Here is a 26,871-nt window from a genome sequence, read left to right on the forward strand (position 1 = left end):
CTAGACCCATCTCGGCGACTAGTCGGCGATCTTCCCGGCGTAAATGTCCCCGCTTGGGGGCAATACGACGGTCACCGGAGTCCCGAACCCGTAGAGCAGCGTCGTCGAGGAGACATCGATCACGCCATTGTTCTCGTAGGTGAAACGGTGCCGGACCTTCCGCAGCCGGCCCTCCTCGTCGAGGTAGGCGTCGAACGGCACGGAGTCCTTGCTGAACCCTTTCGCCGCCGCCTCCAGCGTCGCCCTGACATCCGGCGAGGCGCTGCGCGCGGCCCGTCCGATGTCGGTGGTGCCCCGGTAGTGCCGCACCTTGGCGCCCGCCACCTCGGTCTCCCCCACGTACGTCACCTCCTGCGCGCCGCGCAGCAGCTCGGCCGCCGCCAGCGGGTCGGTGGCCCCGCCCGTGACGAGGTTCCCGTCCCCGAGCGTCGTGGTGTCGACGCGGACCCACTTGTCGTCGGGCACGCCCGCGCCCCGGTTCTTCATGTAGAGGGCGCCGGGGACGAGGAGCTCGGTGATCGGCCGGTGCTCATCCTTGCCCGCCGCGTCGGCGGGGAGCATCACCAGGAGCTGGCCCATCCGCTTCTTGAAGTCGACCCCGCCCTCGCCCCGGATCGTGACGCGGGTGCCGCCGGTGGCCATCTCCATCGCCGTACGGGCCCGCGCGCTGCCGGTCGCCGCCAGCGCGTCGGCGGCTCCGCGCACCGCCTCGCCCGGGTCCCCCGGGGGCCGGCCGTCGCCGCCGGCGCTCGCGCCGACCTCCGCGCCCGCGTCCGCTCCCGCCGCTCCGCCGCCGCACCCGGCGATCGCGGCCATGGTGACGGCCACGCCGACCGCGAGCACCACCCCACCCGCACGCATTCGCCGCCGCCTGTGCTGGTGCACCACCATCGCCTGCCAACCCCCAACGCATGACCGCTGCTTGCCCGAGGCCCCCACCCGCTCCGCTTAACGAGGTCCGGGGTTTCCCGTCACGGGCCCGGGGCACGCCGGGCCGCGCCGGACCCGGGTACCGTTGGGGCGTGGACCCGCATTCCAAGGCGCAGCTGATCCCTCCGCTTGCCCCCTTGCCGCTTCCGCGCACGCACGCGGAGCCCGGGCAGCAGGCCCCACCTCCGACCGGCCACACCACGAGCACCGCCGAGCGCGGGTCGTTCTGCCTGGCCGTCTGCACCTGCGGCTGGAAGGGCCCGGCCCGCCGCTCCCGCGACCTGGCCCGCCAGGACGCCACCCGGCACACGGCGGGGTAGCCGCCGGGCGGCCGGTGGATAGCCCGTTCGGACGGCCCGGCTGGCCGACCCGCCCCGGAGCGGATGCCCTGGACTCATGCCAGGACCCGCGCCTCGACTCGCCGCCCTCCTCTGGGCCCTGCTCATCGCCCTCGCCCCGGCCGCCGCGGCCTGGGCCCGGCCCGTGGGCACGGCGGACGGCCCGGCCGACGTGGCCTTGGCCGTCGGGCTGACCACCGCCGCGGCCGTCGCCACCGGGCTGTGGCTGCGGTCCCGCTACCGGCGCGACGAGGGTGAGACCCGCCGGGGCGCGGAAGGCGGCGATACGTGAGCCCGCGCCCCCGCCCGGCGGCGATCCGGCTGTGCTTCGGGGCGGCGGGGCTGTGCCTGCTGGCCGCCGTACTGCTCGCCGTATGGGACGCGTACGCGCACGCGTGAGAGCCCGGTTACACGGCCCGGCCGAGCGGCCCCCGGTCAGGGGGCCCGGTCAGGCGGCCAGGTCGCTCTGGTGCGCACCCGGCGGCGGTGTCGGCGCCAGTCCGACCGGCTGGGCCAGCACCCTGTCCTTGGCCCGTACCAGCCGCCCGGCGCGCGGGGAGCGGGCCACCGCGCGCACCACCGGGGTCAGCAGCGCCATGGCCGCCGGCGCGAGGAGCAGGACGACGGCGGTGCCGAGGGCGAGACCGCCGATGACGTCCGTCGGGTAGTGCACGCCCATGTACACACGGCAGACGCCCTCCAGGAGGGCCAGCCCGATCCCGATGAAGCCGAGCCTGCGGTTCGCGATGAACAGGCCGACGCCGAGCGCCATCGCGAGGGTGGCGTGGTCGCTGACGAAGGAGAAGTCGGTCGTGGAGAGGCCGGGTTCGAGGACCTCCAGCCCGGCGTGCTGCCGAAACGGCCTCGGCCGCCCGACGAACCCGCGCAGCGGGACGTTCACGAGCAGGGCGATCCCGGCGCCGAGCGGGGCCCAGACCAGCGCGGCGAACGATTCGACGGCCGTGGCCTCGTCCTGCCGCCGGGCGCCGCGCCAGCACCACAGCACGAGCAGCACCAGGGCCAGCAGGATCCCGTACTCGCCGATGAGGCCCAGCGCCCGGCCGAGCCCGTTCGGGGCGTGCCGGGAGAGCCCGTTGATCCCGTACAGCAGGCTTACGTCCACGTTCGGCCCACCGGTTGTGAGTCCAGCCACGGCATTGCGGCCCCTTGCCCTTACCTGGGTTCCCGTGCGGGCGCACCCCGGTGTGCGCCCCTTCGCCCCAGTCGATCAACCCCCACGCCCATGGAACGCCCGTTCTGAAGGATGGGTTCCACTCTCCACGGAATGATCACTCCAACGTTATCGAAGAGTGACTCATCGTCGCAGCTCAGGGCCTTCGCTTAACGGAGAGTCATCAAGACGCCCTCGCCGCCGATTTGGGCTCGGGCAAGGCCTGCGCACCGTCCTTCGTGACACGGGTCGCACCGAAGTAGTCGGGTGTGTCGATCTTGTCGAAGCGGATCACCGCACCCGTGTAGGGGGCGTTGATCATGTAGCCGCCGCCCACGTAGAGACCGACGTGCCGGATCTCGCGGGAGTTCGTCAGATCGTCGGAGAAGAAGACCAGATCACCGGGGAGCAGTTCCGCCCGCGAGGGGTGCGCCCCCGCGTTGTACTGGTCGTTGGCGACGCGCGGCAGCTCGATCCCCACCGTCTCGTACGCGGCCTTCGTCAGCCCCGAGCAGTCGAACCGACCGTCCTGGTCGGGCGTTCCGTTGCCGCCCCACAGGTACGGGGTGCCGAGCTGCTTCTGCGCGAAGTAGATGGCCCCGGCGGCCTGCTGGGACGGCGCGACCCGGCCGACCGGCTTCGCGAAGCTCTGCGCCAGGGTCGTGATCGTCTTCACGTACCCCTGGGTCTCCTTGTACGGCGGCACCCCGCCATATTTGATGACCGCGTACGCACCGGCGTTGTAGGCCGCGAGCATGTTCTTCGTCGCGTCGCCCGGCACCCGCGCCACGTCCTTGGCCAGCTCGCAGTCGTACGAAGCCGCCGACGGGATCGCGTCGTTGGGGTCCCAGATGTCGCGGTCGCCGTCACCGTCGCCGTCGATGCCGTGGCCCGCCCAAGTACCGGGGATGAACTGCGCGATGCCGCGCGCGTCCGCCGGGCTGACGGCCGTCGGGTTCCAGCCGCTCTCCGAGTAGAGCTGGGCGGCGAGCAGCGGCGGGCTGATGGCCGGGCACAGGGTGCCCCACTTCTGCACCAGCGCCTGGTACTTGCCCGGTACGGCCCCCTTCACGAGGCCGACCGCCTGGCCACCGCCCCGGGCTCCCGCCAGTCCCGCCGCGGCCGAATACGTACCGACCACGAGCAGTACGAGGAAGCCGAGGCACAGCCCGATCCCGATTCCGCCTGCCATCCAGAATCTGCGCACCCGTCAACCCTCCCCCATGCCCGCAGTTTTCGGCTGCGAAATGTCCGTGTCGTCACTTCCGCTAGGCCAGTCGGAAGCACGCCCCCGGCAGCCATCCTCGGTGCGGGAGAACGTCGCCGTCCAGACCCCCCTGGCGTACGGCGCGGGTCGCCGCCCTCAGCGGGGGGCCACGAACAGGCTCTGCGCGCTGCGGCCGATCGGCCCCTTCTCGTCGTGCAGCAGGGCGTCGGCGAGGCCGATGCCGGCCGCGTCCACGCTGGTACGGGCCTCCACGCAGGCCCATTCCCCGACGGGGTGGCGGTGCAGGTGCACCGTCAGGTCGCTGTTGACGAACACGTACCGCCCGAAGTCCATGACCGAGCTGATGCCGTTGCCCGAGTCGGCCGCGACCAGCACCCGGTCCAGCGGCTTGACCTCCTCGCCCGCGATCAGCGCGACGTTCATCCGCATCCAGCAGGTGCCCGGGCCCAGCTCGACGAACGCGCCCTCGGTGAAGCGGGTCTCCATCGCCGAGTGGTAGCCGGTCTCCCACGGCACCGGGAAGAACGGCGTCACCGCCACCTCCCCGGGCGTCGGCAGCCGCGGCCCCGGGGCCACGGCCGGCACCGCCTCCGGTGCCACCCGGATCCGCAGGGCGCGGGCGAGCATCACCGGCGGGGCGCCGGCGGGCGCGATGGCCGCCTCGACCACCTCGGTGCTGCGGCCGGCCCGGAGCACGCTGGTGGTGACCTCCAGCGGGCCGATCGGCACCGGGCGCAGGATCTCGTACGTGATGCGGGCGAGCCGCATGTCCGCGCGGGCGCCCTCCCGGTCCTCGACGGCCCTCCCGAGCAGCGCGGCCGGCGGTCCGGCGTGCTGCGAACCGGGGTCCCAGGGCCCGCGCGTGTACTCGGTGGCCAGGAACCGCCCGGTGTCGACCCGCTCGAAGAACGCCTCAGTAGCACCCATGCCGCAGACGCTACCCACAGGTAACCCGGCCTCGCCAGGAATTGAGGTCACTTCCCGCGAACCTCAGCACGCGAAGCACGCGAAGCACGCGAACCTCAGCGCGCGAAGCCCAGCCCGACCCCCAGCCCCACCAGCACCGAGCCGATGGCCCGGTTCAGCGCCTTCTGCGCCTTCAGCATCCGCTCGCGCAGCCGGGAGTTCGAGAAGAACAGCGCCACCGCGCCGAACCAGGCCAGGTGCGCCACCGACATGAACAGCCCGTACCCCGCCTGCTGCCACACCTGGGTGTCCGGGTTGACCACCTGCGTGAACGTCGACACCACGAACAGCGTGGTCTTCGGATTGAGCACGTTGGTCAAGAACCCCGACCGCAGCGCGCCCAGCCGGGTCAGGGCCGCCTTCCCCTCCAGGTCCACGGTCAGATCGGCCCGCGCCCGGAACGTACGGATCCCGATCCACACCAGGTAGGCGGCGCCCGCCAGCTTGATCGCCGTGAACAGCGCGGTCGAGGAGGCGATCAGCAGACCGACCCCGAGCATCGTGTACGACACGTGCACCAGCACGCCCGCCGCGACGCCCGCCGCGGCGAAAAGCCCGGTCGGACGCCCGTACAAGTAGCTGTTGCGGACCACCATGGCGAAATCGGCGCCCGGGCTGATCACGGCGAGGAGGGTGATGACGGCGACTGCGATCACTTCTGTCATGTACGGATCCTCAACCCCACACCGACTTCCGATCAACCCCCGCCGGAATACGGATACTTGGCACATGCACCTCACCCTGCGCCCGTTCCGCCCCTCGACCGACTCCGCGCCCCTGCTCGACTGGATCGCCGGCCCCGCCGAGCTCGTCACCTGGGCGGGCCCCGCGTTCGGCTGGCCCCTGGACGACGCCCAGCTCGCCGCCTACGCCGCCGAGCCCGGCCGGCACACCTGGACCGCCGTCTCCGATACGGACCGCCCCCTCGGCCACATCTCCCTGCGCCGCCACCCCGACGCCCCGGGCGCCCGCGTCGGCCGCGTCCTCATCGCCCCCGACGCCCGCGGCCGGGGCCTCGGCGAGATCCTCCTCACCCAGGCGATCGACCGCGCCTTCGGAGAGCTGGGCCTGACCGAGCTCGACCTCGGCGTATACGCCCACAACACCGCCGCCGTCCGGCTCTACGAGAAGCTCGGCTTCCAGACCCAGCAGGTCCTGCGGGACGTCGAACAGGTCGAGGGCGTCTGGTGGACCGCCCTCCAGATGCGCCTGACCTCTCCCAACAGTCCACAATGAAGCAGTGCGCCCTGTAGACCCCGCCCCGACCTCCGCCCCCACCCCCGCCCTGAAGGCCGACTGCACGAACTGCTTCGCGCTCTGCTGCGTCGCCCTGCCCTTCGCGAAGTCCCACGACTTCGCCGTGAACAAGTCCGCCGGAACCCCCTGCAAGAACCTCCGGCAGGACTTCCGCTGCGGCATCCACACCCGGCTGCGCGACAAGGGCTTCCCCGGCTGCACCGTCTTCGACTGCTTCGGCGCGGGCCAGCAGGTCTCCCAGGTCACCTTCGGCGGCCGCGACTGGCGCGGCGACCCCAAGACCGCCCGCCAGATGTTCGAGGTCTTCCCGGTCATGCGGCAGCTGCACGAGCTGCTCTTCTACCTCACCGAGGCCCTCGCCCGCCCGGCCGCGGCCCCGCTGCACGCCGAGCTGCGCGCCGCCCTGGCCAAGACCACCGAGGCCACCGGCGCGGACGCGGACACCCTGGCCCCCTTCGACGTCGGCGCCCTCCGCCAGGAGATCAACACGCTGCTCCTCGAAACCAGCGAGCTCGTCCGCGCCGGCTCCCCCGCCCGCAAGAAGAACCACCGCGGCGCCGACCTGATGGGCGCCCGCCTCTCCGGCGCGGACCTGCGCGGCGCGAACCTCCGCGGCGCCTACCTGATCGCCGCCAACCTCAGCCGCGCCGACCTCCGCACCGCCGACCTGATCGGCGCGGACCTGCGCGACACCAACCTCCGCGGCGCCGACCTGCGCGAGGCCCTCTTCCTCACCCAGCCCCAACTCAACGCCGCCCAAGGCGACCCCGCCACCAAAATCCCCCCCACCCTGACCCGCCCCACCCACTGGGCCTAAGGCCGCCCTCGGGCCCCAGCGGCCGACCCTCGGCCACCGTCCGCCCGAGCCGGAACCGCTCCCGCGTCAGATCGATCGCCACCCCGCCCGGATGGCCGCCTCAACTTCGCTGCGAGTCCAAGGAAAAGGGCACACACGTGCGCCCCTCGCGCACCCGCACGCCCCCACCCCGCCTCACCCGCCGCCCCCGGCACGCGACTAACCCAATCCGGTGACCCGCCCCACCCCCGGCCACACCGAACACAACGGCGCGTCACCCCGACGACACGCGCCCCCACTGCGCCGAACGGCGGCCCCTCACTCGGACCCCTGTACGCCGGAACGACAATTCATTGCCCGGGGTCACCCCCCGTGATACACAGAGTGACCAGGTCAGAGCGCAGGAGCGAGCCGCAGGCCGGGAAATCGGGCAAAGAGAGCCGCCAAGTCGACATACGACGGCGATTTCATCAGCGAAGATAGTACGTGACCCCTGCCGTCGGGCACGGGTACCGGAACTACCCATACAGGGGCGGTGAGTTACATGATCCTGGCAGCCGAAAAGGGCGACATCACCACCATCATCGGCGGAATCGCCCCGAACTGGGGGCCGTTCGGCAGTCTCGGCAACGAAGCGAAGGTCATGATCGAGGTGGTCATGGCCGTGGCGATCCTCCTCTGCCTCGGCATCGCCATCTGGGGCGCGGCCAAGCAGCGCATCGGCGCGACCGCCCTGCGCGACACCTTCAGCGCGGAACAGGGCAAGGGACTGATCGTCGCCGGCCTCACCGGCGTGTTCATCATCGGCTCCCTCGGCACCCTCTTCACCATCGTCTACGGAATGGCCGTCTAGCCGGGCCGCCCACCGGTTGCCGGACCTGATGAGGACTCACCACACCGCATCCACGCGGGAACCAGCGCTACCGTCGTACGACGCGGAGGGGGCGGACACGGAATGAGCAACGACGACCAGTACGGCGGCGGCGGACACGGCGAGGTCGGCGGCACGGGCCAGACCCGTACCCGCCTCCCGGACTCCCCCTCCGACCCCTACAACACCCCCCGCCGCACCCCCCGCGCCTCCCGCGGCCTGGTCACGGTCGTCGGCGTGGTCGTCCTCCTCATCGCCGCGATCGCCTTCGCCAACCAGTCCCAGGACACCGCACCGGAGTCGTCCTCGGACAAGGCCCCGTCCTCCACCTCCACGGCAGCCACCGGCACCACCCCCACCCCGGCCCCCCCGGGCACCCTCCCCAAGGGCTTCGCCCACACGGAACAGGGAGCCCAATCGGCAGCCGCCAACTACGCGGTAGCCCTCGGCTCGGACGGCATGTTCAAGAAGGACACCCGTCACGCCCTCGTGGACGGCGTCTACACGGCGGAGGCGGCCGCCCGGCTGAAGGGCCCTCAGGACGAGGCGTACTCGACCGCGTTCCTCACCAGACTCGGCCTCGACGCGAACGGAAACGCCCCGCAGGGCAGCACGTTCGTCACCCGCACGGTCCCCGTCGGCACCCGCGTCGAGAGCTACTCGGCCACCACAGCGAAGGTCGCCGTCTGGTACACCGGCCTGATCGGCATGTCCGGAGCCAAGTCCACCGACCCGGTCCGTACCACCTGGGCGACGTGGACCTTCGAACTCACCTGGGCCGACGGCGACTGGAAGGTCGTCTCCGAAAGCCAGCAGGACGGCCCCGCCCCCGTTCCGGGCGACGTAGCCGCCTCCTCGTCCGATGACATCAGCAAGGCAGTCAAGGAGTTCGGAGGCTTCACCTATGCCCGCTAGCCTCCGGCGCCGGACGGCAGTCGTCGCCTCCGTCCACCTGGCCGTCGTAGCCCTGGCCTCCCGAGCCTACGCAGCACCGACACCCTCGCCCTCACCTCCGGCCAGCACCGACCCCTGCGCGGCACTCACCGGCGCCTCCAAGCAGTACTGCGAACTCGGAGACGGCGCGGCCACTGGTGGTTCTCCCGGTGCCGGCCTCCCCTCCAACAGTCCGACGGACGCGATCAACCCCCTCGCATCCCTCGCCCGCGGCTGCGCCGACGCCGCCGCCTGGATCATCGGCAAACTCAGCGAAGCCGTCACCCACACCGCCACCGTCGACTTCACCAACCCCGTCTTCCTCCAGCAGTACGCCGTCGTCTTCGCCGCGAGCACCATCCTCACCCTCATCCTCTGGCTCCTCGCGGTCGCCAAACGCGCCATCCGCGGCGTCCCCCTCACCACCGCCATGTCCGAAGCCATCGGCTTCCTCTGGCTCACCGTTCTCGCCTCCGCCTTCACCCCCCTCGTCCTCTACACCGTCGTCTCCGCCACCGACGGCGTCACCGAGGTCATCGCCACCGCCACCGGCGGCAACTCCGACGTCTTCTTCGGCTCCTTCGCCGAAGCCCTCAAAAAGGGCGACGACATCGGCGGCGGCCCGATCATGCTGATCGTCGTCGCCCTCGTCACCGTCCTCGCCGCCGGAGTGCTCTGGCTGGAGCTCGTCATCCGCGCCGCCCTCCTCTACGTCGGCGCCCTCCTCGGCACCGTCGTCTACGCCGGACTCGTCGACCGCAACATGTGGGGCCACGTCCGCCGCTGGGCCGGCATCATGATCGCCGTCATCCTCGTGAAGCCGGTCATCGTCATCGTCCTCGGCCTCGCCGGCGCCCTCACCGGAGACAAGGGCCCGAACGCCTTCTCCGCCGTCGTCTCCGGCCTCGCGATCATCCTCCTGGCGATCTTCGCCTCCGCGATGATCTACCGCTTCGTCCCCGGCTTCGGCGACGAGATCGCCTCCGCCCGCTCCAACCGCAGCAAGGCCACCGACGGCGCCCAGGCAGCCGCCGTCATCAGCTCCCCGGCCTCCCTCGTCTCCCAGGGCATCAAGACCCACAGCAGCCGCGGCGCCCACCGCGCCGGCGGCGACGGCGGCGGCAACAGCGCCTCCCGCCCCGCCAACCCCATCTCCGGAGGCGTGGCCGCGCACAGCAGCCGCCCCACCTCCGGCGGCGGGTCCGGCGGCGGATCTGTCCCCTCCGCCGCACCCCCGCCCCGCACTGGCTCGAGCACGAGGAACACAGGAGGTGACGGGCGTTGACGACCCAGTCCCACCAGCTCCACCCGATCGCGCCCCGCCGCACGTATCTCATCGGCCGCGCCCGGCCGAACGCGATCGTCGGCAAGAACCGCGAAACCGGCGAGATCGCCCTGATCATCGCCGGCGCGTTCCTCGGCATGATGAGCGGACTGCTCGTCCCCGACCTCACGCTGCGCATCGTCAGCCTCGCCGGGTTCCCCATGCTCGCGCTCGCCGCCGTGTACGTCCCCTACCGGGGCCGCACCTTCTACAAGTGGTTCGAGATCAACCGCAGCTACAAGCGCACCCTGCGCCGCGGCACGACGTACCGCTCCGGCGCCATGGAAGCCGGCATCCGCGCCACCGACGGCCGCGAGGTCGAGGTCGGCCCGCCCCCCGGCATCGGCCGCATCAACTGGCTCGCCGCCCCCTTCGGCCCCGACGAGATCGCCGTCCTCCTCCACGCCGACCGCAGAACCGTCACCGCTGCCATCGAGATCGAAGGCCCCGGCGTCGGCCTGCGCGACAGCGAGGACCAGGAAGCCCTCGTCGACCGCTTCGGCACCCTCCTCAAGCACGTGGCCAACGGCGACGGCTTCGTCACCCGCCTCCAGATGCTCGCCCGCACCCTCCCCGCCGACCCCGACGCCCACGCCAAGGACGTCGCCCAGCGCGGAGACACCCAGGCTCCCGGCTGGCTGCGCGACTCGTACGAGCAGCTCCAGTCGATGGTGTCCACCTCCTCCGAGCAGCACCGCGCGTACCTCGTCGCCTGCATGCACTACAGCCGCGAACTCGCCGCCGAGGCCCACACCATCGCCCGCGCCTCCTCCCCCGCCAAGGGCCGCAAGCTCGACCGCGACGCCGGCCTCGCCATCGTCATGGCCCGCGAGCTCACCGACATCTGCGCCCGCCTCGCCGAGGCCGACATCCGCGTCCGCCAGCCCCTCGGCCAGGGCCGGCTCTCCTCCCTCGTGCACTCCATGTACGACCCGGACCACCCCATCGACCACATCCAGGCCATGACCAAGCGCAACGCCTGGCCCGCCGAACTCGACGCGGTGGAACCCACGTACCTCCAGGCCAAGACCCGCGAGTCCTCCACCCGCGCCCCCTGGTGCCACGCCACGGCCTGGGTGAAGGAGTGGCCGATGACCCCCGTCGGCGTCAACTTCCTCGCGCCCCTCCTCGTCCACACCCCGGACGTGATCCGCACCGTCGCCGTCACCATGGACCTGGAGCCCACCGAGGTGGCCATCGAGCGCATGCTCACCGAGAAGACCAACGACGAGGCCGACGCCAGCCGCGCCGCCAAGATGAACCGCACCGTCGACCCCCGCGACATCGCCGCCCACGGCCGCCTCGACCAAAGAGGTGAAGATCTCGCCAGCGGTGCGGCGGGAGTCAACCTCGTCGGGTACATCACGGTGTCCTCGCGCTCGCCGGAGGCCCTCGCCCGCGACAAGCGGACGATCCGCGCCTCCGCCGGCAAGTCGTACCTGAAGCTGGAATGGTGCGACCGCGAGCACCACCGCGCCTTCGTCAACACCTTGCCGTTCGCCACCGGCATCCGACGCTAGCTGGAGGGAAGTGCCGCCCATGCGAGATCCCATGTCCGCTCTGACGGACGCCTTCACCAGCTTCCTGTTCGGCAAGGTCGAGACCACCCGCCTGCCCGTCCGTACCTCCACCGGCCAGGCCCAGGCCGTCTACCTGCCCACCGCCGCCCCCGGCCTCGGCGACTCCGGCGTCATCATCGGCCGCGAGGTCTACAGCGGCAAGGGCTACATCTACGACCCCTTCCAGCTGTACGGGCAGCAACTGCCGGCCCCGCACTGGCTGGTCCTCGGCGAATCCGGCAACGGCAAGTCCGCCCTGGAGAAGACCTACGTCCTGCGCCAGCTCCGCTTCCGGGACCGCCAGGTCGTCGTCCTCGACGCCCAGGGCGAAGACGGCGTCGGCGAGTGGAACCTGATCGCCCAGCAGCTGGGGATAACCCCCATCCGCCTGGACCCCATCGCCGCCAACGACGACGGGATCCGCCTCAACCCTCTCGACCCGGCGATCACCACGACCGGCCAGCTCGCGCTGCTCCGGACCATCATCGAAGTCGCCATGGGCCACGGCCTCGACGAACGCTCCGGCTTCGCCCTCAAGGTCGCGCACGCCTACGTCGTCGACACCATCCGCGACCGCCAGCCGGTCCTCACCGACATCGTGGACCAGCTCCGCCACCCCGAAGCGGAATCCGCCGAGGCCATGAACGTCGACATAGACGACGTCCGGGCCTGGGGCCTCGACGTGGCCCTCGTCATCGACCGCCTCGTCGACGGCGACCTGCGCGGCATGTTCGACGGCCCCACCACGGTGGGCATCGACCTGGACGCCCCCCTCATCGTCTTCGACCTCTCCCACATCGACCGCAACTCCATCGCCATGCCCATCCTCATGGCGATCGTCGGCGTCTGGCTGGAACACACCTGGATCCGCCCGGACCGCAAGAAGCGCATCTTCCTCGTCGAAGAGGCCTGGCACATCATCAACAGCCCCTTCGTGGCCCAGCTGTTCCAGCGCCTGCTGAAGTTCGGCCGCCGCCTCGGCCTGTCCTTCGTCGCCGTCGTCCACCACCTCTCGGACGTCGTCGACGGCGCGGCCGCCCGCGAGGCCGCGGCCATCCTCAAGATGGCCTCGACCCGCACGATCTACGCCCAGAAAGCGGACGAGGCCCGCGCCACGGGCCGCGTCCTCGGCCTGCCCCGCTGGGCGGTGGAAATCATCCCGACCCTCACCCCGGGCATCGCCGTCTGGGACGTCAACGGCAACGTCCAAGTGGTCAAACACCTGATCACCGAGGCCGAACGCCCCCTCGTCTACACGGACCGCGCGATGACCGAGTCCTCCACCCCCCACCACCTCCCCGACGACCTGCTGGCCGCCGAACTGGAGGCGGAGGAGAGGGCCCTCCTCATCGAACGCCACCACAACGGCCCCGGCTCCGCGACCACGGTGGCGTAACCATGCCCGACCCGAGACACACGCAGACCCCCGCCCGCGGCGGCGGAGTCCCCGACGGTGTCCTGGTCGGCCTCCTGGCCTTCCTCCTCGGCCTGGCCGTACTCGTCTGGTCCGCGACCGGCCTCGCGGCCTTCTTCTCGAAGGGCGCCTGGCCGGACACGGTCACCTTCACCCGCACCCCGGTGGCCGTCCGCGCCCTGATAGCGCAACCGCACGACATCCCGGCCGCCTGGCCCGACACCGACCCGGCGGCCCTGTCCGGCTGGGGCCTCTTCTGGGGCCTGTTCATCAGCCAGCTCCTGGTCCTCCTGGTACTGGTGATCTTCACCCTGGGCGTCATCGCCCGTACGAAGTCCCGCCGCGCCCTCGCCAAGACCCCGGGCCCCTTCCCCCAGGTCCCCCCGCAGCCGACCCCCGCGGCCGCACAGCCGGCACCGGCACCGGCACCGACAGCGGCCGTCCCCCGGCCCGCCCCGCCGGCCGGCGGAGCACACCGCACGCCGGCCCGCACGCCGGCCCCGGTCGACGAGGCCTACCGCTACGGCTTCGGCTACGCCCCGGCCCGCCAGGCCCCCGTACCCGCCACGCCCGCCGCACCCACCCCACCCCTGCGGCCGCGCCTCGCGTACGCCGACCCGGCGACCCGCCACCACGCCGCCACCCAGGCCATCACCGAGGCGGAATCGGCGGCGCTCGTCGTCACCTCCTCCCCCGCCCTGTGGGCCGAGACGAAGGACGCCCGCGCCAAACTCGGCCCGGTCCTCCTCTACGACCCCTCGCACCTGTGCGACACCCCGGCCCGCATGCACTGGAACCCCGCCGCCGGCTGCGCCGACCGCGACACCGCCGCAGCCCGCGCGATCGCCCTGCTGGCCCCCGTACGACCCCAGGCCCGCATGGACGCCGCCGTCGCCGACACGGCGGAAACGCTCCTCCGCAGCTGGCTCCAGGCAGCCGCCCTGGACGAGCGCCCGTTCAAGCAGCTCCACCGCTGGACCCAGGGCAACAACGCCCAGGACCCGGTCCGCATCCTGCGCACCCACCCCCAGGCCGCCCCCGGCGCGGCCGGCGAACTCGAAAGCGCCCTCACCGCGCACCCCGAACGCCGCGAGCAGGCCCACCACCTCACCACCCGGGCGCTGTCCTGCCTCAGCTCCATCCACATCCGCGAGGCCTGCAACCCGAACCGAACAGACGCGCTGACGCTGGCATCCTTCATCACCGAAGGGGGCACGCTCTATGTGGTGGGTGAGCCCCTGGAAGATCCGCGTACCCACCCGGGTGCGATGCCGCTGCTGACCGCACTCGCCTCCAGCGTGGTCGAGCACGGCCGCCGCGTGGCCGCACGGTCATCCGACGGTCGGCTCGACCCACCACTGTCACTGATCCTGGACGACGTGGCCGCGGTCGCCCCGATCCCGGCCCTCCCGGAGCTCCTGCACGACGAGACGCTGCCCCTCCTCGCCCTCTGCCGCAGCCGCGAACAGGCCCGCTCCCGCTGGCCCGACGCGCCCCTCCCCTAGGGCCTCGGGAACACGTACTCCAGTTCCTTCGCCGACGGATCCCCAGGCATGGGCACGACCCACCCACTCGCCTCGAACCCGACGCGCCGGTAGAACGCACCCGCCCGCGCATTGTCCTCGTGCACGAACAGCCGTACGCGCTCCAGCGCCGGCTCCTCCAACGACCACGCCCATTCCAGCGCGGCCGCGAACAACGCCTCGCTCAGCCCGCTCCCCCGCTGCTCGGGCCGTACGAAAACCCCGACGAGATGCCCCTGAGCCGCCTCAACCGGCACCCCGAACAAATCAGAGGTCCCGGCCTCCTCCACCAGCACGGTGACGGACCCGTCCCACTGCCCGTCACCGGCCTCGGCAATGAACTGCCGCGCCGCCCGCCCGTGCGAGGCCCCCTCGGCCCGCCCCTGCCAGAACTCATCGGGGTGCGACTCGGCGTTCTCCACGGTCTCCAAAAAAGCCACCGCCGCCGCGGGATCCTTCAACGCGGCGATCCGCAGCTGCTTGACCTTCAACCATTCGTCCGCTCGTACGGGACGTATCACATGCCGGCTCATACCTCGGCATCCTACTGAACACCCATACCCCTAAACGCAGAAAAGCCCCGCACCAGTTACCTGGTGCGGGGCTTTCCCACAATGATTGTTCGGCGGCGTCCTACTCTCCCACAGGGTCCCCCCTGCAGTACCATCGGCGCTGAAAGGCTTAGCTTCCGGGTTCGGAATGTAACCGGGCGTTTCCCTAACGCTATGACCACCGAAACACTATGAAGATATCAACCGGATGACAACACGGTCGTTACTTCAGAACTAACACAGTGGACGCGAGCAACTGAGGACAAGCCCTCGGCCTATTAGTACCAGTCAGCTCCACCCGTTACCGGGCTTCCACATCTGGCCTATCAACCCAGTCGTCTACTGGGAGCCTTACCCTCTCAAGGAGGTGGGAATACTCATCTTGAAGCAGGCTTCCCGCTTAGATGCTTTCAGCGGTTATCCCTCCCGAACGTAGCCAACCAGCCATGCCCTTGGCAGGACAACTGGCACACCAGAGGTTCGTCCGTCCCGGTCCTCTCGTACTAGGGACAGCCCTTCTCAATATTCCTACGCGCACAGCGGATAGGGACCGAACTGTCTCACGACGTTCTAAACCCAGCTCGCGTACCGCTTTAATGGGCGAACAGCCCAACCCTTGGGACCGACTCCAGCCCCAGGATGCGACGAGCCGACATCGAGGTGCCAAACCATCCCGTCGATATGGACTCTTGGGGAAGATCAGCCTGTTATCCCCGGGGTACCTTTTATCCGTTGAGCGACGGCGCTTCCACAAGCCACCGCCGGATCACTAGTCCCGACTTTCGTCCCTGCTCGACCCGTCGGTCTCACAGTCAAGCTCCCTTGTGCACTTACACTCAACACCTGATTGCCAACCAGGCTGAGGGAACCTTTGGGCGCCTCCGTTACCCTTTGGGAGGCAACCGCCCCAGTTAAACTACCCATCAGACACTGTCCCTGATCCGGATCACGGACCGAGGTTAGACATCCAGCACGACCAGAGTGGTATTTCAACGACGACTCCACAACCACTGGCGTGGCCGCTTCAAAGTCTCCCACCTATCCTACACAAGCCGAACCGAACACCAATATCAAACTGTAGTAAAGGTCCCGGGGTCTTTCCGTCCTGCTGCGCGAAACGAGCATCTTTACTCGTAGTGCAATTTCACCGGGCCTATGGTTGAGACAGTCGAGAAGTCGTTACGCCATTCGTGCAGGTCGGAACTTACCCGACAAGGAATTTCGCTACCTTAGGATGGTTATAGTTACCACCGCCGTTTACTGGCGCTTAAGTTCTCAGCTTCGCACGCCCGAAAGCGCACTAACCGGTCCCCTTAACGTTCCAGCACCGGGCAGGCGTCAGTCCGTATACATCGCCTTACGGCTTCGCACGGACCTGTGTTTTTAGTAAACAGTCGCTTCTCGCTGGTCTCTGCGGCCACCCCCAGCTCACGGAGCAAGTCCGATCACCAGTGATGGCCCCCCTTCTCCCGAAGTTACGGGGGCATTTTGCCGAGTTCCTTAACCATAGTTCACCCGAACGCCTCGGTATTCTCTACCTGACCACCTGAGTCGGTTTAGGGTACGGGCCGCCATGAAACTCGCTAGAGGCTTTTCTCGACAGCATAGGATCATCCACTTCACCACAATCGGCTCGGCATCAGGTCTCAGCCTTAAAGAGGGACGGATTTGCCTACCCCTCGGCCTACACCCTTACCCCGGGACTACCACCGCCCGGGCTGGACTACCTTCCTGCGTCACCCCATCGCTTACCTACTACAAGTCTGGTTCGTCGGCTCCACCACTTTCCTTTCCCCGAAGGGTCCGGAACGGCTTCACGGACTTAGCATCGCCTGATTCGATATTGGGCGTTTCAAAGCGGGTACCGGAATATCAACCGGTTGTCCATCGACTACGCCTGTCGGCCTCGCCTTAGGTCCCGACTTACCCTGGGCAGATCAGCTTGACCCAGGAACCCTTAGTCAATCGGCGCACACGTTTCTCACGTGTGTATCGCTACTCATGCCTGCATTCTCACTCGTGAACCGTCCACAACTAGCTTCCGCTGCTGCTTCACCCGGCACACGACGCTCCCCTACCCATCACAGCGGGCGTTGGCCCTATTGCTGCAATGACACGACTTCGGCGGTACGCTTGAGCCCCGCTACATTGTCGGCGCGGAATCACTTGACCAGTGAGCTATTACGCACTCTTTCAAGGGTGGCTGCTTCTAAGCCAACCTCCTGGTTGTCTCTGCGACTCCACATCCTTTCCCACTTAGCGTACGCTTAGGGGCCTTAGTCGATGCTCTGGGCTGTTTCCCTCTCGACCATGGAGCTTATCCCCCACAGTCTCACTGCCGTGCTCTCACTTACCGGCATTCGGAGTTTGGCTAAGGTCAGTAACCCGGTAGGGCCCATCGCCTATCCAGTGCTCTACCTCCGGCAAGAAACACACGACGCTGCACCTAAATGCATTTCGGGGAGAACCAGCTATCACGGAGTTTGATTGGCCTTTCACCCCTAACCACAGGTCATCCCCCAGGTTTTCAACCCTGGTGGGTTCGGTCCTCCACGAAGTCTTACCTCCGCTTCAACCTGCCCATGGCTAGATCACTCCGCTTCGGGTCTAGAGCGTGCAACTCAAACGCCCTATTCGGACTCGCTTTCGCTACGGCTTCCCCACACGGGTTAACCTCGCTACACACCGCTAACTCGCAGGCTCATTCTTCAAAAGGCACGCAGTCACGACTGTATGTGCAAGCACATACAGCGACGCTCCCACGGCTTGTAGGCACACGGTTTCAGGTACTATTTCACTCCGCTCCCGCGGTACTTTTCACCATTCCCTCACGGTACTATCCGCTATCGGTCACCAGGGAATATTTAGGCTTAGCGGGTGGTCCCGCCAGATTCACACGGGATTTCTCGGGCCCCGTGCTACTTGGGAGATGAGCAAGCAAGCCGCTGATGTTTCGTCTACGGGGGTCTTACCCTCTACGCCGGACCTTTCGCATGTCCTTCGACTACATCAACGGTTTCTGACTCGCCGACCGGCCGGCAGACCGATCAAGCTCATTCCCACAACCCCGCATGCGCAACCCCTGCCGGGTATCACACGCATACGGTTTGGCCTCATCCGGTTTCGCTCGCCACTACTCCCGGAATCACGGTTGTTTTCTCTTCCTGAGGGTACTGAGATGTTTCACTTCCCCTCGTTCCCTCCACACTGCCTATGTGTTCAGCAGTGGGTGACAGCCCATGACGACTGCCGGGTTTCCCCATTCGGACACCCCCGGATCAAAGCTCAGTTGGCAGCTCCCCGGGGCCTATCGCGGCCTCTCACGTCCTTCATCGGTTCCTGGTGCCAAGGCATCCACCGTGCGCCCTTAAAAACTTGGCCACAGATGCTCGCGTCCACTGTGTAGTTCTCAAGCAACGACCAGCCACCCATCACCCCACCAGACAAGCTAGTGAGTTCACTGGGGCCGGCATCGCGAAGACACAACCTTTACGGCCGTACCTTCAGATACCCAACAACGTGCCAGGCACGATCCCCTCGACTATCACCGTGTTCCACGCCCGGAGGCAGTACTTACAGGATGTGTTGGAAACCGTGCCAAATAATCAACGTTCCACCCATGAGCTGACCGTGCAGAACATTTGTCTGCAATCGGTACTGTGCTCCTTAGAAAGGAGGTGATCCAGCCGCACCTTCCGGTACGGCTACCTTGTTACGACTTCGTCCCAATCGCCAGTCCCACCTTCGACAGCTCCCTCCCTTACGGGTTGGGCCACCGGCTTCGGGTGTTACCGACTTTCGTGACGTGACGGGCGGTGTGTACAAGGCCCGGGAACGTATTCACCGCAGCAATGCTGATCTGCGATTACTAGCGACTCCGACTTCATGGGGTCGAGTTGCAGACCCCAATCCGAACTGAGACCGGCTTTTTGAGATTCGCTCCACCTCACGGTATCGCAGCTCATTGTACCGGCCATTGTAGCACGTGTGCAGCCCAAGACATAAGGGGCATGATGACTTGACGTCGTCCCCACCTTCCTCCGAGTTGACCCCGGCGGTCTCCTGTGAGTCCCCATCACCCCGAAGGGCATGCTGGCAACACAGGACAAGGGTTGCGCTCGTTGCGGGACTTAACCCAACATCTCACGACACGAGCTGACGACAGCCATGCACCACCTGTATACCGACCACAAGGGGGGCACTATCTCTAATGCTTTCCGGTATATGTCAAGCCTTGGTAAGGTTCTTCGCGTTGCGTCGAATTAAGCCACATGCTCCGCCGCTTGTGCGGGCCCCCGTCAATTCCTTTGAGTTTTAGCCTTGCGGCCGTACTCCCCAGGCGGGGAACTTAATGCGTTAGCTGCGGCACCGACGACGTGGAATGTCGCCAACACCTAGTTCCCAACGTTTACGGCGTGGACTACCAGGGTATCTAATCCTGTTCGCTCCCCACGCTTTCGCTCCTCAGCGTCAGTAATGGCCCAGAGATCCGCCTTCGCCACCGGTGTTCCTCCTGATATCTGCGCATTTCACCGCTACACCAGGAATTCCGATCTCCCCTACCACACTCTAGCTAGCCCGTATCGAATGCAGACCCGAGGTTAAGCCTCGGGCTTTCACATCCGACGTGACAAGCCGCCTACGAGCTCTTTACGCCCAATAATTCCGGACAACGCTTGCGCCCTACGTATTACCGCGGCTGCTGGCACGTAGTTAGCCGGCGCTTCTTCTGCAGGTACCGTCACTTTCGCTTCTTCCCTGCTGAAAGAGGTTTACAACCCGAAGGCCGTCATCCCTCACGCGGCGTCGCTGCATCAGGCTTTCGCCCATTGTGCAATATTCCCCACTGCTGCCTCCCGTAGGAGTCTGGGCCGTGTCTCAGTCCCAGTGTGGCCGGTCGCCCTCTCAGGCCGGCTACCCGTCGTCGCCTTGGTGGGCCATTACCCCACCAACAAGCTGATAGGCCGCGGGCTCATCCTTCACCGCCGGAGCTTTCAACCCCCGCCCATGCGGGCAGGAGTGGTATCCGGTATTAGACCCCGTTTCCAGGGCTTGTCCCAGAGTGAAGGGCAGATTGCCCACGTGTTACTCACCCGTTCGCCACTAATCCACCCCGAAGGGCTTCATCGTTCGACTTGCATGTGTTAAGCACGCCGCCAGCGTTCGTCCTGAGCCAGGATCAAACTCTCCATGAATGTTTACCCGTAATCGGGTGCACACGCACTTAGAGCGGGCCAGTCATGTCGGAATATGACCGACTGACCACTGCGTCCTCGCTGTGTTTGGTTGCCTGCCCGAAGACAGGACTTTTTCAAAGGAACCTCATCCACCGAAGTGGACGGGGTATCAACTTCTGGCGTTGATTTTTGGCACGCTGTTGAGTTCTCAAGGAACGGACGCTTCCTTCGTACTCACCCTCGCGGGCTTTCCTCCGGGCTTTCGCTCTTCGTTCTTGCGTTTCCGACTCTATCAGACTCTTTCGTGTCCGATTCCCGGTCGAAGCGGGATTTGCTTTCCAGTTCTTCGCTTTCGCGTTTCCCTTTCCGGCGGTTCCGACTCTATCAGAAGTTTTCCACCGGATTTCCCGGTGTCCGACTTCCGAAAGAAGAGACGGCTGTGCCCACTCGGAATTCGCTTCTCTGTGGGTTGGCTGCCGAACTGTTCAGTTCCAGGCAACCGTTTAACTCTACATCACCCCCCTCGGCACGTCAAAATCAGCGCGACACGGCCGCCCCACCTGCTGTATGGCCGTCACGACCTCGCTGCCGACCGCCGCCCGATCCGGGCCAGGCCGGGGCCTGGCCCGGGATCACGTAGAGCCCGGGATCACGTAGAGGTAGAGCCCGTAGAGGTAGCGGTAGAGGAGGCAGAGGAGTCCGAGGTCGCTTCGGGCTTCGCGTAGAGGATCTCGCGGGCCTGCTCCGCGGCGCGGGCGAGGCTCTCGCCTACGAAGTCGAGGAAGCGGGCGACGTTCTCCAGGCGCACTGCGGCAGGAGTGCCCGGGCCGAGGACGCCGACGCCCTGCCGGGCGATCTCGACCTGCTGGGTGATGGAACGGACGCTGGCGGCCATCGACTGGTACCAGACGTCGTTGTCGACGGCGTAGCGCTCGCGGCGGCGTTCGTCGCGTTCCCTGCGGACGAGGGACTGGCTCTCCAGGAAGGCGATCGACTTGGAGATGGTCGCCGGGCTGACCTGAAGCCGCTGCACCAGCTCGGACGCCGTCAGGCTGCCGGCATCCGTGGTGAGGAGGCAGACCATCACTCGCGCCCCCATCTTGGACAGGCCCGATTGCATCATGACGGTGGTGAACAGCTCCTCGTACTCACGCACGGCCTCGGCGTCGCGTCCGTGCGGCTGCGGAACCTCCTCCACCCCTTGGGGCGACACCGGCTTGCGCCGGTGGGCGCGCCGTTCCGTGGCGCGGTGCGCCAGGTCCGCGCGGTACCCGGCGGGGCCGCCGTTGCGCGTCACCTCACGCGTGATCGTCGAGGTCGGGCGGTCCAGGCGCCTGGCGATCTCGGCGTACGGGAGGTCGTCGGCCAGCCCCAGGGCGATCTGCTGACGGTCCTGCTGGGTGAGTCGGCCTCCCGGCATCGCGGTCTCCTTCGTGGTCTGTAGTGCCCCCACTATAGCGTTCACTGCAATTCATTGCAACGCAACAGGGTGGGGATTGTTGCATTAGCTTCAGGCCGGTTGCAACGATTTCCCCGCCCTGACCTGCAATGATGGGGATCATGCGCAACGAACCTGTTGCCATGCCTATGAACGCAACGTAGCTTTTCCCTCATCGGAAAGCAGCGGGCCGACAGAGCGCACGCTGCACGAGAAGGAGAAGCGTCATGCAGAAGTTCGCCACCACCGCCCCGATCTCCGCCGTCCTCGACATCCCCGCGGGACGCGTCCAGATCATCGCCGCCGACCGGGCCGACACCTCGGTCGAGGTCCTCCCCGCGAACCCCTCGAAGGGCCGCGACGTGAAGGCCGCGGAGCAGACCACCGTCGAGTACCGCGACGGCGTCCTGCGGATCGGGGTCCCGACGAAGAACCAGTACCTCGGCAACTCCGGATCCATCCAGGTGACCGTCCAGCTGCCCGCCGGCTCCCGCATCGAGGCCAAGGCCGCCGCCACCGAGTTCCGGGCCGTCGGCCGCCTCGGCGACGTCGACTTCGAAGGCGCGTACCGCCAGATCAAGATCGACGAGGCCACGAGCCTCCGCCTCACCGCCTCCGACGGCGACGTCGAGGTCGGCCGCCTCGGTGGCGCCGCCGAGATCAGCACTCAGAGGGGCGACATCCGGATCACCGAGGCCCTGGGCGGCAAGGTCGTGCTCAGCACCCAGTCCGGCGACATCACGGTCGGCGCCGCCCGCGGCGTCTCCGCCTCCCTCGACGCCGGCACCTCCTACGGCCGCATCAGCAACGACCTCAAGAACGACGGCACCCCCCAGCTCGACATCCACGCCACCACCTCCAACGGCGACATCGCCGCCCGCAGCCTTTAACCCTCAGCCCCTCACCCCCCCCCAGCCCCTCACCCCCAAACCTCTGATCCGCAGCCCTTGATCCGCAGTCCTGAAGGAGCACCCATCTCATGACCAACATGGCCATCGCGGCGAACGGGCTGCGCAAGTCCTACGGCGACAAGGTCGTACTCGACGGCATCGACCTGGCGGTGCCGGCCGGCACGGTCTTCTCCCTGCTCGGCCCCAACGGCGCCGGCAAGACCACCGCCGTCAAGATCCTCTCCACCCTCATCACCGCCGACGCCGGCAACCTCCACGTCGCCGGCCACGACCTCACCGCCAAGCCGCAGGCCGTACGGGCCGCGATCGGAGTCACCGGACAGTTCTCCGCCGTCGACGGCCTGATCACCGGTGAGGAGAACATGCTCCTCATGGCGGACCTGCACCACCTGTCCAAGCAGGAGGGCCGTCGGGTGACCGCCGAGCTGCTCGAACGCTTCGACCTGGTGGAGGCCGCGAAGAAGCCCGCCGCCAGCTACTCCGGCGGCATGAAGCGCCGCCTCGACATCGCGATGACCCTGGTGGGCAGTCCGCAGATCATCTTCCTCGACGAACCGACCACCGGCCTCGACCCCCGCAGCCGCCACAACATGTGGCAGATCATCCGCGAACTGGTCAACGGCGGCGTCACCGTCTTCCTCACCACCCAGTACCTGGAAGAGGCCGACGAGCTCGCCGACCGCATCGCGGTACTGAGCAACGGCAAGATCGCCGCCGAGGGCACCGCCGACGAGCTGAAGCGGCTCATCCCCGGCGGACACGTCCGGCTCCGCTTCACCGACCCGACCGCCTACCGGTCCGCGGCCGCCGCGCTGCGCGAGGTCACCCGGAACGACGAAGCACTGTCACTGCAGATCCCCAGCGACGGCAGCCAGCGCGAACTGCGCTCCATCCTCGACCGGTTGGACTCCGCCGGCATCGAGGCGGACGAGCTGACCGTGCACACCCCCGACCTCGACGACGTCTTCTTCGCCCTCACCGGCGCCGGCGTGCCCGCCCAGTCCACCCAGCCCGCCCAGTCCAAGGAGACTGTCCGATGAGCTCGCTCTCCCTCGCCGTACGCGACTCCGCCACGATGCTGCGCCGCAACCTCCTGCACGCGCGCCGCTACCCGTCCCTCACGCTCAACCTGCTCCTGACCCCGGTCATGCTGCTCCTGCTCTTCGTCTACATCTTCGGAGACGTGATGAGCGCCGGCATCGGTGGCGGCGGCGCCGACCGCTCCGAGTACATCGCCTACGTCGTCCCCGGCATCCTGCTGATGACCATCGGCAGCACCGTCATCGGGGCCGCGGTGTCCGTCTCCACCGACATGTCCGAGGGCATCATCGCCCGCTTCCGCACGATGGCGATCCACCGCGGCTCCGTACTCATCGGGCACGTCATCGGCAGCGTCCTGCAGTCGATCGCCAGCGTGGTCCTGGTCGGCGCCGTCGCCGTCGCCATCGGCTTCCGCTCCACCGACGCATCCGCCCTGGAATGGCTCGCCGCGTTCGGACTGGTCGCGCTCTACGCCCTGGCGCTCACCTGGATCGCGGTCGGGATGGGCATGGCCAGCCCCAACGCCGAGGCCGCCAGCAACAGCGCGATGCCTCTGATCCTCCTGCCGCTCATCTCCAGCGCGTTCACCCCGATCAACGCGATGCCGGGCTGGTTCCAGCCGATCGCCGAGTACCAGCCGTTCACCCCGGCCATCGAGACCCTGCGCGGCCTGCTGCTCGGCACCGAGATCGGCCACAACGGCTGGATCGCCCTCGCCTGGTCCATCGCCCTGGCCGCCCTCGGCTACCGCTGGTCGACCTCGAAGTTCAACCACGACCCGAAGTAACCGGCATGACCACGCGGGCCACCTCCCGCAACCCGTCCCACCCGAGGGCGGCGCACCCCGACACCACGTCGGAGTACGCCGCCCCGTCGGCGTTCATCCCCGTACGTGCGGAGCCGCATCGACTGTGGGTCGGTGTCACCGGGCCCGGCGGCATCAACAGACCGCTGATCAGGAGCTCGAGCACCGACTTCACCCGAGCTTCCTCGGCCTGGACGTCGGCGAGCTGGTCGCGAAGTTGCAGGCCAAACAAGAAATGGTGCCGGTCGTGGTGACCCAGCCGGCGTCGATCGGGCCGGTGAGGCAACCGGTATCGAACCGGCTGCACGGCCTACTCACCCAGCTCCGCCCCTCGCCGGAACAGGTAATGCCGGCACCGCAGTTGCAGCCCCCTGCCGTCCTGGCGCTGCTGGAACGGTTCAGATCGCCTGACCAGCCGCAAAGCCTGCTTGCGGCTCCTGGTCACCCTGATGCGGCCGAAGGCCCCGACGTCTCTTCACCGTGCTGGACGAACAGACGTGCTGGCGCCCACACCGAAGCGGCCGTACTGATCGCCGCGAGTCTCGCCACCTCCCTGACGGCCGCCCTGTTCGGCGTCGAGCCGGAGCCCGGGGCCGTCTATTTCGTCATGCCAGACCGGGAGGCGTGGTTCGCCAACTCTGGTGTCGCGGTGTGGCTCGACGTCCTTCACTGTTACGGCAGCTGCGTCACCGCCTCAGAGCTTCTCAGCGAGCCGAAGGGCCTTGAGGAGTACCTCTCTGAGGAGGAGGAGGACAGGCATGCCGGGCCAACCACTGAGATGGTCTTCTTGTGGGGGCTGTGATCACGACGTCGGAGCCGACATTGATAGCGGCCGTACTCCGGGCTGAGTCCGAAGCAGTTCGGGAAGCTGATCAGCGTGCTGTGGCGCGGAGGCTCTCGCCGGGTATGCAGGGGCCGTCCATGGAGTCTGCCCCGGACCACAAAGTGGGGAGCGGTCCGAGAACCACCGCTGCTCGACCAACCACCAGGTCGTCATCGATGCCGACTCACGCCCTGTCGTCTCCGTTGGCCGGCCCGTGTCTGACAACCGCAACGACTGCAAGGCATGGGAACTGTCCGGGAGCCAGCCACTCGGTCGGCAACGCCACCGTGATCGCAGACGGTGGCTACCGCCGCACCGGCCTGTTCATCCCGCACCGACGAGAACGCGGCCAGGTCGAGCTGCCAGCCTGGAAAGACACCTCCCCCCGGAAGTACGCGCCGAGTTGAGCACCCGCAGACCCACCGTCACCCAGCGGACCTCACCGTCGTCGGCGAGCGAAAACGCGACCGCGGACTCGAAAACGCCGGCGTCCAAGATGCCCAGTCGAGCCAGCGGAACTGCCCGTAAACGCAGAAAAGCCCCGCACCAGTTACCTGGTGCGGGGCTTCCCACAATGATTGTTCGGCGGCGTCCTACTCTCCCACAGGGTCCCCCCTGCAGTACCATCGGCGCTGAAAGGCTTAGCTTCCGGGTTCGGAATGTAACCGGGCGTTTCCCTAACGCTATGACCACCGAAACACTATGAAGATATCAACCGGATGACAACACGGTCGTTACTTCAGAACTAACACAGTGGACGCGAGCAACTGAGGACAAGCCCTCGGCCTATTAGTACCAGTCAGCTCCACCCGTTACCGGGCTTCCACATCTGGCCTATCAACCCAGTCGTCTACTGGGAGCCTTACCCTCTCAAGGAGGTGGGAATACTCATCTTGAAGCAGGCTTCCCGCTTAGATGCTTTCAGCGGTTATCCCTCCCGAACGTAGCCAACCAGCCATGCCCTTGGCAGGACAACTGGCACACCAGAGGTTCGTCCGTCCCGGTCCTCTCGTACTAGGGACAGCCCTTCTCAATATTCCTACGCGCACAGCGGATAGGGACCGAACTGTCTCACGACGTTCTAAACCCAGCTCGCGTACCGCTTTAATGGGCGAACAGCCCAACCCTTGGGACCGACTCCAGCCCCAGGATGCGACGAGCCGACATCGAGGTGCCAAACCATCCCGTCGATATGGACTCTTGGGGAAGATCAGCCTGTTATCCCCGGGGTACCTTTTATCCGTTGAGCGACGGCGCTTCCACAAGCCACCGCCGGATCACTAGTCCCGACTTTCGTCCCTGCTCGACCCGTCGGTCTCACAGTCAAGCTCCCTTGTGCACTTACACTCAACACCTGATTGCCAACCAGGCTGAGGGAACCTTTGGGCGCCTCCGTTACCCTTTGGGAGGCAACCGCCCCAGTTAAACTACCCATCAGACACTGTCCCTGATCCGGATCACGGACCGAGGTTAGACATCCAGCACGACCAGAGTGGTATTTCAACGACGACTCCACAACCACTGGCGTGGCCGCTTCAAAGTCTCCCACCTATCCTACACAAGCCGAACCGAACACCAATATCAAACTGTAGTAAAGGTCCCGGGGTCTTTCCGTCCTGCTGCGCGAAACGAGCATCTTTACTCGTAGTGCAATTTCACCGGGCCTATGGTTGAGACAGTCGAGAAGTCGTTACGCCATTCGTGCAGGTCGGAACTTACCCGACAAGGAATTTCGCTACCTTAGGATGGTTATAGTTACCACCGCCGTTTACTGGCGCTTAAGTTCTCAGCTTCGCACGCCCGAAAGCGCACTAA

21 protein-coding genes, 5 rRNA genes and 2 pseudogenes (1 of these 28 only partly in view) are annotated in these 26,871 nt (G+C 67.3%); 15 read left to right on the top strand and 13 right to left on the bottom strand.

Annotated elements, in window-relative coordinates; genetic code table 11:
- Positions 1-18 precede the first annotated feature (18 nt).
- Positions 19-891, bottom strand: coding sequence for a hypothetical protein (locus OG982_RS13140; RefSeq protein ID WP_266787146.1), 873 nt, complete (start codon positions 889-891; stop codon positions 19-21).
- Positions 892-1,022: 131 nt separating this feature from the next.
- Here OG982_RS13140 and OG982_RS13145 point away from each other — a divergent pair, with 131 nt between their 5' ends.
- Complete coding sequence (locus tag OG982_RS13145) at positions 1,023-1,250, top strand: hypothetical protein (protein ID WP_266787144.1); 228 nt, start codon at positions 1,023-1,025, stop codon at positions 1,248-1,250.
- 76 nt (positions 1,251-1,326) lie between these two features.
- Positions 1,327-1,560, top strand: a complete 234-nt coding sequence (locus OG982_RS13150) for a hypothetical protein (protein ID WP_266787142.1) — start codon at positions 1,327-1,329, stop codon at positions 1,558-1,560.
- Positions 1,561-1,716: 156 nt separating this feature from the next.
- Here OG982_RS13150 and OG982_RS13155 read toward each other — a convergent pair whose 3' ends face one another.
- From OG982_RS13155 to OG982_RS13170, 4 genes are all read right to left on the bottom strand, one after another.
- Positions 1,717-2,421 carry a phosphatase PAP2 family protein gene (locus tag OG982_RS13155; RefSeq protein ID WP_266948568.1) on the bottom strand — a complete coding sequence of 235 codons (705 nt, stop codon included), beginning with the start codon at positions 2,419-2,421 and terminating at the stop codon, positions 1,717-1,719.
- Positions 2,422-2,623: 202 nt separating this feature from the next.
- Positions 2,624-3,631 (bottom strand): bifunctional lytic transglycosylase/C40 family peptidase, encoded by a 1,008-nt coding sequence (locus OG982_RS13160; protein WP_266791975.1) that lies wholly within the window; start codon positions 3,629-3,631, stop codon positions 2,624-2,626.
- Positions 3,632-3,802: 171 nt separating this feature from the next.
- The gene (locus OG982_RS13165) at positions 3,803-4,594 is read right to left on the bottom strand and encodes a thioesterase family protein (protein WP_266787138.1); all 792 of its coding nucleotides are present in this window, start codon (positions 4,592-4,594) and stop codon (positions 3,803-3,805) included.
- 95 nt (positions 4,595-4,689) lie between these two features.
- Complete coding sequence (locus OG982_RS13170; RefSeq protein ID WP_266787136.1) at positions 4,690-5,298, bottom strand: LysE family translocator; 609 nt, start codon at positions 5,296-5,298, stop codon at positions 4,690-4,692.
- 64 nt (positions 5,299-5,362) lie between these two features.
- Between OG982_RS13170 and OG982_RS13175 the strand changes: the two genes are divergently transcribed.
- The 8 genes from OG982_RS13175 to OG982_RS13210 all read left to right on the top strand — a co-directional run bounded on the left by OG982_RS13175 (position 5,363) and on the right by OG982_RS13210 (position 14,292).
- A complete protein-coding gene (locus OG982_RS13175; RefSeq protein WP_266787134.1) occupies positions 5,363-5,869 on the top strand; it encodes a GNAT family N-acetyltransferase in 507 nt (168 codons plus the stop codon).
- A 4-nt stretch (positions 5,870-5,873) separates the two neighbouring features.
- Entirely contained in the window at positions 5,874-6,707 is an 834-nt protein-coding gene (locus OG982_RS13180; RefSeq protein ID WP_266787132.1) for a pentapeptide repeat-containing protein, read from the top strand.
- A 523-nt stretch (positions 6,708-7,230) separates the two neighbouring features.
- Complete coding sequence (locus OG982_RS13185) at positions 7,231-7,539, top strand: hypothetical protein (protein ID WP_008742356.1); 309 nt, start codon at positions 7,231-7,233, stop codon at positions 7,537-7,539.
- Positions 7,540-7,641: 102 nt separating this feature from the next.
- Positions 7,642-8,472, top strand: a complete 831-nt coding sequence (locus OG982_RS13190; protein WP_266948570.1) for a hypothetical protein — start codon at positions 7,642-7,644, stop codon at positions 8,470-8,472.
- Positions 8,462-9,775: a hypothetical protein gene (locus tag OG982_RS13195; protein ID WP_266948571.1), complete on the top strand. Its 1,314-nt coding sequence runs from the start codon at positions 8,462-8,464 to the stop codon at positions 9,773-9,775. The genes OG982_RS13190 and OG982_RS13195 overlap by 11 nt, the downstream gene beginning before the upstream one ends.
- Positions 9,772-11,334, top strand: a complete 1,563-nt coding sequence (locus OG982_RS13200; RefSeq protein ID WP_266787126.1) for an SCO6880 family protein — start codon at positions 9,772-9,774, stop codon at positions 11,332-11,334. Before OG982_RS13195 ends, OG982_RS13200 begins: the two co-directional genes overlap by 4 nt.
- Positions 11,335-11,353: 19 nt before the next feature.
- Complete coding sequence (locus OG982_RS13205; RefSeq protein ID WP_266787124.1) at positions 11,354-12,769, top strand: ATP-binding protein; 1,416 nt, start codon at positions 11,354-11,356, stop codon at positions 12,767-12,769.
- A gap of 2 nt (positions 12,770-12,771) precedes the next feature.
- Complete coding sequence (locus OG982_RS13210) at positions 12,772-14,292, top strand: type VI secretion protein (protein ID WP_266948572.1); 1,521 nt, start codon at positions 12,772-12,774, stop codon at positions 14,290-14,292.
- On the opposite strand, the gene OG982_RS13215 is transcribed toward OG982_RS13210, so the two are convergent.
- The 6 genes and pseudogenes from OG982_RS13215 to OG982_RS13240 form a co-directional block, all read right to left on the bottom strand.
- A complete protein-coding gene (locus tag OG982_RS13215; protein WP_266787120.1) occupies positions 14,289-14,843 on the bottom strand; it encodes a GNAT family N-acetyltransferase in 555 nt (184 codons plus the stop codon). The genes OG982_RS13210 and OG982_RS13215 overlap by 4 nt on opposite strands.
- A gap of 87 nt (positions 14,844-14,930) precedes the next feature.
- A 5S ribosomal RNA gene (gene rrf / locus OG982_RS13220) occupies positions 14,931-15,047 on the bottom strand.
- A gap of 72 nt (positions 15,048-15,119) precedes the next feature.
- Positions 15,120-18,242 (bottom strand): 23S ribosomal RNA (locus OG982_RS13225).
- Positions 18,243-18,531: 289 nt separating this feature from the next.
- Positions 18,532-20,056: ribosomal RNA gene (locus OG982_RS13230) — 16S ribosomal RNA — on the bottom strand.
- Together the 16S, 23S and 5S rRNA genes form the textbook arrangement of a ribosomal RNA operon.
- Before the next feature lie 631 nt (positions 20,057-20,687).
- Positions 20,688-21,161: a MarR family transcriptional regulator gene (locus OG982_RS13235; protein WP_323139294.1), complete on the bottom strand. Its 474-nt coding sequence runs from the start codon at positions 21,159-21,161 to the stop codon at positions 20,688-20,690.
- 90 nt (positions 21,162-21,251) lie between these two features.
- Positions 21,252-21,458, bottom strand: a pseudogene (locus OG982_RS13240) (helix-turn-helix domain-containing protein); the annotation flags it as partial.
- 245 nt (positions 21,459-21,703) lie between these two features.
- Here OG982_RS13240 and OG982_RS13245 point away from each other — a divergent pair.
- The 5 genes and pseudogenes from OG982_RS13245 to OG982_RS13265 all read left to right on the top strand — a co-directional run.
- Positions 21,704-22,366, top strand: a complete 663-nt coding sequence (locus tag OG982_RS13245) for a DUF4097 family beta strand repeat-containing protein (protein ID WP_266787118.1) — start codon at positions 21,704-21,706, stop codon at positions 22,364-22,366.
- A gap of 89 nt (positions 22,367-22,455) precedes the next feature.
- A complete protein-coding gene (locus tag OG982_RS13250) occupies positions 22,456-23,427 on the top strand; it encodes an ATP-binding cassette domain-containing protein (protein ID WP_266787116.1) in 972 nt (323 codons plus the stop codon).
- Positions 23,424-24,215 (top strand): ABC transporter permease, encoded by a 792-nt coding sequence (locus tag OG982_RS13255; RefSeq protein ID WP_266787114.1) that lies wholly within the window; start codon positions 23,424-23,426, stop codon positions 24,213-24,215. The genes OG982_RS13250 and OG982_RS13255 overlap by 4 nt, the downstream gene beginning before the upstream one ends.
- 265 nt (positions 24,216-24,480) lie before the next feature.
- The gene (locus tag OG982_RS13260; protein ID WP_266949998.1) at positions 24,481-25,035 is read left to right on the top strand and encodes a hypothetical protein; all 555 of its coding nucleotides are present in this window, start codon (positions 24,481-24,483) and stop codon (positions 25,033-25,035) included.
- Positions 25,023-25,433, top strand: a pseudogene (locus OG982_RS13265) (transposase); the annotation flags it as partial. The gene OG982_RS13260 and the pseudogene OG982_RS13265, both read left to right, overlap by 13 nt.
- A 203-nt stretch (positions 25,434-25,636) precedes the next feature.
- On the opposite strand, the gene rrf (OG982_RS13270) reads toward OG982_RS13265, so the two are convergent.
- Positions 25,637-25,753: ribosomal RNA gene (gene rrf / locus OG982_RS13270) — 5S ribosomal RNA — on the bottom strand.
- Positions 25,754-25,825: 72 nt separating this feature from the next.
- Positions 25,826-26,871, bottom strand: a 23S ribosomal RNA gene (locus tag OG982_RS13275); it runs 2,077 nt beyond the window's last position.

Origin of the sequence: Streptomyces sp. NBC_01551 (genome assembly GCF_026339935.1) — a bacterium.
GTDB lineage: Bacteria > Actinomycetota > Actinomycetes > Streptomycetales > Streptomycetaceae > Streptomyces.

Excerpts from the sequence above, each read along its gene's own strand:
- OG982_RS13140 (WP_266787146.1), bottom strand. The coding sequence starts at position 891 with ATGGTGGTGCACCAGCACAGGCGGCGGCGAATGCGTGCGGGTGGGGTG.
- OG982_RS13150 (WP_266787142.1), top strand. The coding sequence starts at position 1,327 with ATGCCAGGACCCGCGCCTCGACTCGCCGCCCTCCTCTGGGCCCTGCTC.
- OG982_RS13160 (WP_266791975.1), bottom strand. The coding sequence starts at position 3,631 with ATGGCAGGCGGAATCGGGATCGGGCTGTGCCTCGGCTTCCTCGTACTG.
- OG982_RS13165 (WP_266787138.1), bottom strand. The coding sequence starts at position 4,594 with ATGGGTGCTACTGAGGCGTTCTTCGAGCGGGTCGACACCGGGCGGTTC.
- OG982_RS13170 (WP_266787136.1), bottom strand. The coding sequence starts at position 5,298 with ATGACAGAAGTGATCGCAGTCGCCGTCATCACCCTCCTCGCCGTGATC.
- OG982_RS13175 (WP_266787134.1), top strand. The coding sequence starts at position 5,363 with ATGCACCTCACCCTGCGCCCGTTCCGCCCCTCGACCGACTCCGCGCCC.
- OG982_RS13185 (WP_008742356.1), top strand. The coding sequence starts at position 7,231 with ATGATCCTGGCAGCCGAAAAGGGCGACATCACCACCATCATCGGCGGA.
- OG982_RS13190 (WP_266948570.1), top strand. The coding sequence starts at position 7,642 with ATGAGCAACGACGACCAGTACGGCGGCGGCGGACACGGCGAGGTCGGC.
- OG982_RS13195 (WP_266948571.1), top strand. The coding sequence starts at position 8,462 with ATGCCCGCTAGCCTCCGGCGCCGGACGGCAGTCGTCGCCTCCGTCCAC.
- OG982_RS13205 (WP_266787124.1), top strand. The coding sequence starts at position 11,354 with ATGCGAGATCCCATGTCCGCTCTGACGGACGCCTTCACCAGCTTCCTG.
- OG982_RS13210 (WP_266948572.1), top strand. The coding sequence starts at position 12,772 with ATGCCCGACCCGAGACACACGCAGACCCCCGCCCGCGGCGGCGGAGTC.
- OG982_RS13215 (WP_266787120.1), bottom strand. The coding sequence starts at position 14,843 with ATGAGCCGGCATGTGATACGTCCCGTACGAGCGGACGAATGGTTGAAG.
- OG982_RS13235 (WP_323139294.1), bottom strand. The coding sequence starts at position 21,161 with ATGATGCAATCGGGCCTGTCCAAGATGGGGGCGCGAGTGATGGTCTGC.
- OG982_RS13245 (WP_266787118.1), top strand. The coding sequence starts at position 21,704 with ATGCAGAAGTTCGCCACCACCGCCCCGATCTCCGCCGTCCTCGACATC.
- OG982_RS13250 (WP_266787116.1), top strand. The coding sequence starts at position 22,456 with ATGACCAACATGGCCATCGCGGCGAACGGGCTGCGCAAGTCCTACGGC.
- OG982_RS13255 (WP_266787114.1), top strand. The coding sequence starts at position 23,424 with ATGAGCTCGCTCTCCCTCGCCGTACGCGACTCCGCCACGATGCTGCGC.